Below are 11,083 nucleotides of genomic sequence, written 5' to 3'. Positions count from 1 at the left end.
AACGATTACAGTGTAAATTTTCAGCGTTCTTTTTAATTAGCCAAATTTTTCAACGACTAATTTATAGCAGATTTCCAGAATTATACGGTAACTATCTGGTCGCGGCCCGGGCCATTTGAAATATGACTAACATTTGCACCGACAAACTGGTTAATAAATGCCACATATTCTTTCATGGTTACAGGCAGATCGGCCGGATTGGTAATTTTGCTGGTATCCTGGTTCCATCCTGCAAACGATTTAAGCACCGGATTTATTTGATGACGGGTCATCTGGAATGGAATATATGCCGTTTCTTTTCCATCAATTTCATAACCGGTGCAAACCTGCAATTCGTTGAACTGATCCAATACGTCTGCCTTGGTCATTATCACTTTTGTAACCCCATTGATCATACAGGCATATTTAAGGGCCACCAGGTCTATCCATCCGCAGCGGCGGGGTCTTCCGGTAGTAGCACCAAACTCATTGCCGAGCTTGCGCAGTTCTTCCCCTGTTTCGTCGTGTAATTCGGTCGGGAATGGTCCGCCTCCAACGCGGGTACAATAGGCTTTGGTTACGCCCATTACATCGCGAATTTTTTGAGGCGCTACGCCAAGTCCGTTACATACACCGGAAGTAGTTGTATTGGAAGACGTTACAAATGGGAATGTACCAAAATCAATATCCAGCATACTGCCCTGCGCGCCTTCTGCCAGCACTTTCTTACCTGAAGCAATACCTTCATTAATAAAGTATTCACCGTTTACTACATTCAGGCTGCGTAAAAATTCGATGGCTTCAAAAAATTCTTCTTCCCAGGCAGTAATGTCTTCCTGAAAATTAAAATTATCGAGCAAGCGCTGGTGTTTTAAGCGCAGGCGGATATAGGACGTGGTAAAATTCTTATCGAGCAGGTCGCCTACCCGTAATCCATTTCTACCGGTTTTGTCCATATAGGCCGGGCCAATGCCTTTAAGGGTGGAGCCGATTTTATCGTTTCCTTTTTGCAATTCAGAGGCTTTATCCAATGCGCGATGGGTAGGCAATATCAGGTGTGTCCGCTGGGAGATGAACATATTTTTACGCACATCTACGCCAAACCCGGCCACTGTATCGCATTCTTTTTTAAGGGTTACCGGGTCCAGTACCACACCATTACCGATCAGGTTAACCGTGTTCTCATGAAATACACCGGAAGGAATCTGGTGTAAAACTACTTTTTTACCGCCAACATAAAGGGTATGACCGGCGTTCGGGCCTCCCTGAAAACGGGCTATGATATCATAGTTTGGGGCAAAATAATCAACAATCTTCCCCTTCCCTTCATCGCCCCACTGGAGGCCTAAAATTACGTCTACCATGTTTGTTATTTGATTGCTTGCTTGGAATCAGGCAGCAAAAATAGGAGGATCAGGGCCAAATAAAAAACCTGTTTCTGAAATACATTAATTGTATGGTTTATCCTGTACGGCAGTACTTAGCTAGCCTCTGCATCAAACCGGTCTACACTGTGAATCCCGGTTAAGGATTTCAACCGGATCACCAGCTCGTCCAACTCCTCTTTATCGTGTACAAACACTTTAATGGCACCCTTAAAAATACCTTCCTTGGCTTCAATGGAAAGAGCACTGATATTGATTTTCATTTCGCCTGAAATCAGGTTGGTGATTTTATTCACTACGCCCACATCGTCCAGGCCAATAATATTTAAACCGGTCAGGAAGGATATCTCCTTGTTTTTAGCCCATTTGGTTTTTACCACCCGGTGCCCATAATTAGCCAGCAGCTTGGAAGCATTGGGGCAATTGGTGCGGTGAATGGTTAAGCCTTTTCCCGTAGTAACAAAGCCGAATACATCATCTCCGGGAATGGGTTTGCAGCAATTGGCCAGATTATACATGATTTTATCGCTGCTCTCCCCAAAAATGATCAGCTCCGCATCTTTTTTGGAAAAATCACTGATCGACGGAAGCTCATTCTTTTCCTCCAGGGGTTTGGGCGCGCGGGGCGATTCCAGTTTATCGCCCAGCACTTTGAATTCGGCCAGTTCCTTAAGGTCTATGCCCCTGGTTGCTACCTGGTAAAAAAAGTCGAGTTGTGAGGGTTGTTTATAAAAATCGGTCAGAATTTCGGTATTATGCGAGGTATAACCCGCACCCATGCCCTCCAGTTTCCGCTGAACAATGTATTTTCCATCTTCCGCAATCTTTCTTTTTTCCTCTTTTAACGCATCCTTGATTTTCGTTTTAGCCTTGGCGGTTACCACCAGGTTCAGCCAGTCTTCTGACGGCTTTTGCTTATTGGAAGTAATAATCTCAATTTGGTCGCCACTCCGTAGTTTATGACTGAGCGGTACCAGTTTATGGTTCACTTTTGCCCCAATACAACGAGCTCCTACCGCAGAATGAATGGCAAAGGCAAAATCGAGTGAAGTGGACCCGACGGGTAACATCTTAACATCCCCCTTCGGCGTATAAACATAAATTTCTTCGGCAAGAAAGCTGGTTTTAAAGTCCTGGAGAAAATCAACGGAATCATTATCAGGGGTTTGCAGTACTTCCCTAATTTGGTGAAACCATTTATCGAACCGGCTTTCATCCGCTGCTCCTTCTTTGTATTTCCAGTGGGCAGCGAGGCCTTTTTCCGCAATTTCATTCATCCTTTTGGTGCGTATCTGCACTTCCACCCATTTTCCCTGGGGGCCCATTACGGTCGTATGGAGCGCTTCGTAGCCGTTACTTTTAGGATTGCTGAGCCAGTCCCGCAAACGTTCAGGCGAGGGCGTATATTCATCCGTAATCATTGAATACACTTTCCAGCAATCTTCTTTTTCGCGGTCGGCCGGTGAATCGAGAATAACCCGGATAGCAAACAGATCGTACACTTCTTCAAAACTGACCCCCTTTTTTTTCATCTTGTTCCAGATACTGTGGATGCTTTTGGGGCGGCCATGAATTTCGAAGGTAAAATTGCCCTTCTCCATTTTTTCGCGGAGGGGCCGTATAAATTCGTTGATATAGCGGGTACGCTCCCGTTTGGTTTCGGCCAGCTTGCGGGCAATTTCCTTGTACACGTCCGGCTCCATGTACTTCATGGCCAGGTCTTCCATTTCGGTTTTGATGGTGTACAATCCCATACGATGAGCCAGGGGAGAGTATACATAAACCGTTTCAGATGCAATTTTGAGCTGCTTTTCCCGCTTCATGCTCTCCAGGGTCCGCATATTATGCAACCGGTCGGCCAGCTTAATGAGAATTACACGAGGATCGTCGGTGAGGGTAAGCAGGATTTTTTTAAAATTTTCCGCCTGCTGAGAGGCATTTACATCAATTACGTTGGCAATTTTAGTCAGCCCATCCACAATCCTTGCAATTTCAGATCCAAACTGTCGCTCAATATCATCCAGGGTAATATCCGTATCCTCCACAGTATCGTGCAGCAGGGCACAGATAGTGGAGCGCACCCCCAGGCCTATTTCCTCTACACAAATCCTTGCCACGGCCAGCGGGTGCAGGATATAGGGCTCTCCGCTTTTGCGTCGCATTGTTTTATGCGCATCTGCCGCCATTTCAAACGATATGCGGGTCAGTTCTTTGTCGCCGGGCTTCAGTTTTGGCTTGAGACACCGGAGCAGGGCCCGGTATTCTCGTAAAATCAATTTCTTTTCCTGCTCTTCAGTAAGATTATATTTCGGTATCGCTGCTACAGTTTCCATACATGACTTGCTTACTATCAATATAGTAAACAGGACGAATTTAAAGAAAAGAAGGTTGTTTTCTTTTTTTGATGAAATCCCCTACATTTGCAGGCCAAAATAGGGGAAACGCCGCGAGCGTTTACCTGGTAAATGCGGGCGTGGCGAAACTGGCAGACGCACCAGACTTAGGATCTGGCGCCGCGAGGCATGTAGGTTCGACTCCTATCGCCCGCACAAAATGGGACCTTCCGGGGTCCCATTTTTACTTAGGTTGCTTCATGCCGGTAAACTGCCATTTTTCTCCAGAATTTTCCCCCCCCTGCCCAATCAAAAACCTGTTTGCTGAAATCATTCAAGACCAGGAAAAACTCCTTCTCAGCTTGTTCATATCGGCCCAGGAAAATTTCGTTTTCTGCAGTAAACAAACCGGTTTTGTGCTGACAGAGATGTACGTTTTGGCGGGTAACTTCTTCAAACACCAGCAGATCCCGCACCTGGTAGCCTTCCAGCGATGAATGGTGGGGAATAGCCGGTTGATAAGCAACTGCCAGCAAGGCATTGGTGGTGGTTTCAGGTAACACCAGTTGCGGAAAAAGCGAAAAATCCGTGAACCGCATTTCCTGGTAACTGCATTTCATGTAAATATTTTCATTGAGGAACGGAACAGGACGCAATTGCAAATGAAGAATGGTGCGCTCCTCGTCAATCAGCTTATCTCCTTTGAACTGAAGGATTTCGTTCACTGTAAGAGACCGGCTGATAAAATGCTCGAGTGGTATGCTAAAATAGTTTGCAATTCGCAAACTCGTTTCGAGCCGGGGTTCCGCCCTACTCTCCTCATAGGAAGAGATATTCCCCCTTGTCAGATCAAACAACTCGCCAAAGGACTGTTGACTCAACCCACGGGCAGTTCTTATCTTCTTGATATTTGCACCAATTTTTGTCATCTTTTCAAAGATACATGTAATTTATTTTATCCAAATGCTAATTTTATTTGCATTTTCCGGTTTTTTTTGTACATTTGCTAGAACCATGAAACTAGGGCCTATGAATTATATAGAACTGATGGAGGGCTTTATTCACCAGTTGGGTTGCAGGATTCTGTACCGAGACGAGCAGCAGGGGATCTTAAAGATTGATAACCCGGCAGACGGAATACATAACCTTATAATCGGGATAGCACCTCCCATCCTTATTATGGAACAGTTTCTGTTTTCATTTCAAAAGGATGATTGTACCATGTTTAAACAACTCCTGCAAAAGAATCGAGACACTATCCACGGCGCATTTGTACTGAATGAGGAAGGCAATAAAGTGTTATTCAGGTATACCATGCAGGTGGAGAATATCAACTTTAATGAATTTGAAGGCGCTCTCAATTCATTAGGTCTATTGGTGAGTGAATACGCCGCACAGATCATTGAATTTTCAAAACGATAAATTTCAAGCCATGAACATTTTCAAACGTCTTTTCAGAATTGGCCAGGCAGAAATACATGCAGCCGTGGAGAAAATGGAAGACCCGGTAAAAATGACGGAACAGGGGTTACGGGAACTAAGGCAGGAACTGACAGAAGCAACAGAAGCCTATGCAAAAGTAAAAGCACTGGCGATCCGCACAGAAAATGAACAGCTACACTGCCAGAAAGAATCCATGAATTATGCAGAAAAAGCTATCTTAATAATGCAAAAGGCCCAGTCTGGACTGGTTGATAGCAGCAAGGCTGAAGAGTTGGCCAGAGAAGCATTATCACTACGAAGAAAGTTTTATGCAGAATCGGAAGAACTCGGCAACCAGGTTATAAGCCTTCAGCAGTCCTCCCGTGAAATGCTTCGGAATACCGAAATCCTCAGGGAAAACATGGATAAATGGGAAAAGGAATTGAGGACACTTAAAGCCCGTGTAAAAGTAAGTAAAGCCACTGAACAGGTAAACAAACAACTGGCCCAACTCGACACGAATGGAACGATTGCCATGCTGGAACGGATGAAAGCCAAAGTGGAAGACCAGGAAGCACTTGCCAAGGCCTATGGAGAAATTGCCCGTAGCAAAAGCAACTTAAAAGACGAATTAAACGACTTAGTCAAAGACGATACAATGGCCATTGAAAAAGATCTCCAGGCCATTAAAGACAAACTAGGGATCACCGAAAACCCAACTTAACCAATGCCGGAACTAACCGAACTGCTTTTTCATCCCCTCAGCAATGCAATAATGACGGTACTAACCGGCATAACAGCTCTTTACTGGCTGTTTACCTTTATAGCCGGCGATTTATTTGGCACCAGTGAGCTAGATGCAGACCTGGATTTGGATGGTGCTGATGTTGATACCGATACAGAAACAGACCTGAACGATTCAGTGGGAGAAAAATCCGGCTTTCAGAAGGCACTGGAATTTGTACACATCGGAAAACTGCCGTTTATGGTTGTTTATTCCACGTTCAAATTTATTGCATGGATCATTACCCTGGTTTCCTCCATCAGTTTGGGGTTGGTAGCCTGGGGGTGGAAATCCGTTTTCATATTGCTGCCCATTTTCCTGCTTGCCTTCTTTATTACCCGCTATGCAACCAAACCATTGATCAAAGTATATGCTGCCATGGGATACAACGGAGAAGAATCCTATGACCTTATCGGCCGAACGGCAACTATGAAATCCGGCATATCGGGCGACAAAATAGGAGCCGCCGAACTTAAGGTGCAATCAGATATTATACGCATTAACGTGCAGAGTAAAACCGGAGAAGTATTAGAGTATAATGCAGATGTAATGATTGCCGATGAATCACCCGATAAAAAATACTATCTGGTAGTACGCGAAATTAACCTGTCGAATATTGTATAAATACCTTTCAACTACTATCTTACCAATTTAATCGAATCTATTAACCATTAAACCAACCATCAACTATGGGAGCGCTTGGAGGAATCAGTCTGTTATTAATCGGAGGAATTGCTTTCCTGCTTTTTATTGTATTATTCGCATTTGCCAGTTTTTACAAGAAAATACCGCAGGGAAAAGCTATTGTTCGTACGGGTGTTGGTGGCGGAAAAGTAGCTTTTAATAAGGGCATGTATGTAATTCCGATCCTGCACAAAATGGAAATCATGGATATTTCCGTCAAGAAGCTGCAGATCGACCGGATGGAAAACGACGGGTTGATCTGTAAAGACAATATCCGCGCTGATATAAAGGTGGCTTTTTTCGTACGTGTCAATAAAAACGTGGATGATGTACTGAATGTAGCACAGATAATCGGAACAGAAAGGGCCAGTGATGTAGATACCCTTCGTAACCTCTTTGAGGCCAAATTTTCGGAAGCCTTAAAAACAGTGGGTAAAAAATTCGATTTTATCGAACTTTATGAAGCCCGCAGGGAATTCAGAACAGAAATCCTGAACATAATTGGTACCGACCTCAATGGATATATACTAGACGATTGCGCCATCGACTACCTGGAACAAACAGAAATAAGTTTTTTAAGCCCGCAGAATATCCTGGATTCACAGGGTATTAAAAAAATTACTGAACTGACTGCTGAACAAAACATCAAAGCCAATCTTATTAAAAGGGAGGAAGAAAAAGTTATTAAAAAACAGAACGTTGAGGCCAGGGAAGCCATTCTTGAACTGGAACGTCAGATGGCAGAGAAAGAAGAAAAACAACGGCGGGAAATTGATAATATAAAAGCCAGGGAGAATGCAGAAATCATGAAAGTGCGGGAAGAGGAACGGCTTAAGGCTGAATCGGTAAAAATCAGAACCGAGGAAGCGCTTGCTATTCAGGAAGAAAACAAACTCCGCCAGATCATAATCGCAGAAAAAAATAAACTCAGAACAGATGCTGTAGAAACGGAGCGCGTAGAAAAAGACCGGGCACTGGAAGCAACAGAACGTGAAAAAATCGTAACCCTTGCCCAGATCGAAAAGGAAAAAACCATTGAGGTAGAACGTAAAAATATCCAGGATGTAATCAAGGAAAGGGTTCGGTTGGAAAAAGGAGTAGTGGAAGAGCAACAGGGTATAAAAGATCTGGAAGCCTTCCGCGAAGTGGAGCGTGCCAAAACAGTGGGCATTACGGAGGCAAGCCGGGAAGCAGAAGAAAAACTTATCTATACCGTAAAAGCCGCGGAAGCTGATAAAAAAGCGGCGGAAGAAAAAGCCAAGCAATTGGTTATTGACGCAGAAGCAAAAAAAGAAGCCGCTGTAAAACAGGCCGAGGCCCGGAAAATTCTGGCAGAAGCACAGGCCCGCGAGGAAGCTACCCTGGGCTTATCAGAAGCAGAAGTAATGATTGCCAAAGCAGAAGCTGCAGAAAGACAAGGCACCGTAGATGCATCCGTAATTGAAAAAATTGCAGAAGCTAAACGAAAAGAAGGGCTGACACAAGCCGAAGTAACCAAAGAAAAAGCCCTGGCAGAAGCAGCAGGCATTGAAGAGAAGGCCGAGGCAATGAAAAAACTGGATGCAGTAGGCAAGGAACACGAGGAATTCAAATTGTTGCTGCAGAAAGAAAAAGATATTGCACTGGCTCAGATCCATATACAAAAAGATATTGCAGATGCGCAGGCCGGTGTGCTGGGAGAAGCACTGAAGAACGCCCATATCGATATTGTAGGCGGGGAAACCATGTTCTTCCAAAATATCGTAAACCAGATTTCCAATGCTAAAGGATTTGATCGTCTCATTAATGAAAGTGAAAACGCATCAGATATTAAACGGGCGTTGATTGGTGACGGCTCCAATAGCGGCGACCTCCTGGAACGGATCCGTGGATTTGCCGAAAAATACAATATCACCACCAACGATATAAAAAACTTAACCATTTCCAGCCTCCTGCTAAAAATGCAGCAACAAAGCTCAGAAACCGACCGACCTCTCTTGCTGAACCTGGCAAACCTTGCAACCAGCCTCGGACTATCCAACAAAAAACTCTAACCCATTGTAAACGCTTTTCTTACTGATCGAATGGCAGGAAATGAACATAACAGCAATGCACAGCTTGACACTGGCACCTATGAAATTATCCGAAACAGGTTGGCAGAACAGGGGCGCGAATTATCCGCGCGCCTGGCCAGTTTAAATGCTGCAAGAAAAGAAATCTTCAACATCCTCCGGGTTCCAGCTAATTGCCAACCAACGGATAACTACGGAAAATAACGGCGTAGCCCGCGGAATTACCACTATCGGAAAAAACACCCTCTTTGCTTATAATGTACACTTCGGACTACGAGAAGATATCCGCCTGAGCGATGTATTCAGTATGTATACGTTTACCGGAGATCATTTTGAACCACAGCCCCTTACCCTGCTGGAAGACCCTGCTTTTATTTCGGATTACACCAATCTGTACAAGTATTACCGGGATTCGATATTTGCCCGGTTCAGCCGCACAGAGAACTATCTCTACATGGTTTTCCAAACCAGTAAAAACCCCGATGACCGTAAAGCATTCAAGTGGCTGGTAAAAAATGAACAATTAACCTATATCGATGATCGCAGCATTCATGAAGTAAGACAGGTTCCGCAGTATGATTTTCAATGGATAAAATCCGATTTAAGTCATCGGCGGCTGGGCCTGCATCCCCATATATCCGTATTAGATAAAGTTTTTATCGAAGCTCTCAATGGAGATATCACCTTTAAAATTGAAAATAATACCGATACCGGTAAAGGCATTTATTCCGATCCTGTACGGAACAAAGATCAGCAACTGGATGATGCCGAATACTATTATGCCGACCTGGGCAACCTGATTGCTATAAAAATAAAACCCTATCAGGAAGGTTTCCGGGCCTATATCTTTAACGTGCGTACCAAACAGGTAACGCCCATTCCCGGCCTGTTGGATGCAGGAATTGTACTGCCCGACAACCAGGGCATCATTTTCCCCAATGGATATTACTTACAAAACGGCGAATACAAACTTTTCGAAAATGGCCTGACCGAACTGGAATATATTCAAAGCACCGCTTCACCGAACGGCGAAGATTTTCTCTATTGCTTTTACCAGAAATCATCCAATACCTATGTATTGATGTCTTATAATATGATTGGTCAGCAGGTAGAAACCCCTATTATCTGTAATGGCTATACTATTTTCAGCGATGGTACCCTTATCTATTTTCGCTCCGAAAACGAAGCCATCCGCCACCATCAGGTACAGATCTGGGAAACGCCCTACACAGTTTACCTGAAGGAAAATCTTGCCCTTAGCAACAATGTCCTCTACAAAATTGGAAATAAAGCAATTGTTGCGGCCATGAGCGAGAGCCAGGAAATCATTCAACTCCTGCAAAAAGAAGACAGCTACGAAGATCTCTACGAAGACATCCATCATAAAACGACGGATATACTGGACGCTTATTTCTGGATAAAGGAAGAAGGAGCGTTTAATTTAGCGGAACCCCTTGCTCAAATCCGTTCCATTGCCAATACGGCCATTGACGAATTCGCCAAAGTGCAATCGCAGCGAAAACATGCGGGTGAAAGCCTGGAGGCAATGCGCAAAAAAGTAGACCAGCTTGTTATTGATATCAAAAATGCTTCCATTCAGAGCCTTGATCAATTAGTGGCTTTGCTGGCCTCTACCCGGGGGATGCAGGGAGGCGTAATTGACCTGCACAATATCCGCTACATAAATACAGCAGCGGTTAATCAGCTACAAGAGGTACTGCAATCCTACAATAGTTCTTTGTCTCAGGACACCATACAATTCCTCCTAAAAGAGGAAGCACTTGCCCCCTATGAACAGCAGGTTGCCGCACAAAAACAGGCGGTTTCAAAGCTGGTGAAAGTGGTAGATGCACAAGCAATTACGGCCGCTGTCGGCAATATTTCCTCGCAACTGGAAATGGTTATCGATATCCTGAACAGTCTTAAAATCGACGACAGTACGCAAACCACCCGGATCATCGAAAAAATTTCCCTGATCTTTGCCTCGCTTAATGAAGTAAAAGCCGATCTTACCCGCACCATAACCTCCCTGCGTACGAAAGAATCAACGGGAGAGTTTCATGCACAACTTAGTTTGCTGGATCAAAGCATTGTAAATTTTTTGGACATCTCCACCTCACCTGAAAAATGTGATGAATATTTTGCAAAAATCAGCATCCAGGTAGAAGAACTCGAAAGCAAATTCGCCGACTTTGATCTGTTTATTCAGAAGATTGCCGACAAACGGGAGGAGGTGATCAAAGCATTTAACGGGCGGAAGGAATTATTGATTGCACAAATCAATAAACGAACCAGTTCACTGGAACAGATCGGCATCCGGGTATTAAAAAATATTGAAAACAAAGTTGCTTCTTTTCCTAGCAAAGAGCTGATTTATGCATTTTTTTCTACCGATCTGATGATCGACAAATTGCGTAAGCTGGTGGCAGAATTGAATGAGCTGGG

At 44.1% G+C, this 11,083-nt stretch carries 8 protein-coding genes and 1 tRNA gene; 6 read left to right on the top strand and 3 right to left on the bottom strand.

Annotated features, from left to right (window positions below):
• Positions 1–80: 80 nt before the first annotated feature.
• Complete coding sequence (locus A1D16_RS00890) at positions 81–1,343, bottom strand: adenylosuccinate synthase (RefSeq protein ID WP_290706811.1); 1,263 nt, start codon at positions 1,341–1,343, stop codon at positions 81–83.
• 116 nt (positions 1,344–1,459) lie between these two features.
• Complete coding sequence (locus tag A1D16_RS00885) at positions 1,460–3,697, bottom strand: bifunctional (p)ppGpp synthetase/guanosine-3',5'-bis(diphosphate) 3'-pyrophosphohydrolase (protein ID WP_290706810.1); 2,238 nt, start codon at positions 3,695–3,697, stop codon at positions 1,460–1,462.
• A gap of 134 nt (positions 3,698–3,831) precedes the next feature.
• On the opposite strand from A1D16_RS00885, the gene A1D16_RS00880 reads away from it, so the two are divergent.
• Positions 3,832–3,913: transfer RNA gene (locus A1D16_RS00880), tRNA-Leu, on the top strand.
• A 32-nt stretch (positions 3,914–3,945) separates the two neighbouring features.
• On the opposite strand, the gene A1D16_RS00875 is transcribed toward A1D16_RS00880, so the two are convergent.
• Positions 3,946–4,626 (bottom strand): helix-turn-helix transcriptional regulator, encoded by a 681-nt coding sequence (locus A1D16_RS00875; RefSeq protein WP_290706809.1) that lies wholly within the window; start codon positions 4,624–4,626, stop codon positions 3,946–3,948.
• A gap of 100 nt (positions 4,627–4,726) precedes the next feature.
• On the opposite strand from A1D16_RS00875, the gene A1D16_RS00870 reads away from it, so the two are divergent.
• The 5 genes from A1D16_RS00870 to A1D16_RS00850 form a co-directional block, all read left to right on the top strand.
• Positions 4,727–5,119 (top strand): YbjN domain-containing protein, encoded by a 393-nt coding sequence (locus A1D16_RS00870; protein WP_290706808.1) that lies wholly within the window; start codon positions 4,727–4,729, stop codon positions 5,117–5,119.
• Positions 5,120–5,129: 10 nt separating this feature from the next.
• Positions 5,130–5,843 (top strand): PspA/IM30 family protein, encoded by a 714-nt coding sequence (locus A1D16_RS00865; RefSeq protein ID WP_290706807.1) that lies wholly within the window; start codon positions 5,130–5,132, stop codon positions 5,841–5,843.
• A 3-nt stretch (positions 5,844–5,846) separates the two neighbouring features.
• On the top strand, positions 5,847–6,527 hold the full coding sequence (locus A1D16_RS00860) for an OB-fold-containig protein (protein WP_290706805.1): 681 nt from the start codon (positions 5,847–5,849) through the stop codon (positions 6,525–6,527).
• Between the two features lie 65 nt (positions 6,528–6,592).
• A complete protein-coding gene (locus A1D16_RS00855; protein ID WP_290706803.1) occupies positions 6,593–8,620 on the top strand; it encodes an SPFH domain-containing protein in 2,028 nt (675 codons plus the stop codon).
• Between the two features lie 145 nt (positions 8,621–8,765).
• A partial coding sequence (locus A1D16_RS00850; RefSeq protein WP_290706801.1) for a DNA repair ATPase occupies positions 8,766–11,083 on the top strand: 2,318 nt, incomplete at its 3' end.

Source organism: Flavihumibacter sp. CACIAM 22H1 (genome assembly GCF_001601815.1).
Taxonomy (GTDB): Bacteria; Bacteroidota; Bacteroidia; order Chitinophagales; family Chitinophagaceae; genus Flavihumibacter.
Note: the sequence above shows the minus strand (reverse complement) of the source record. Positions and strands in the feature narration are given on the sequence as shown.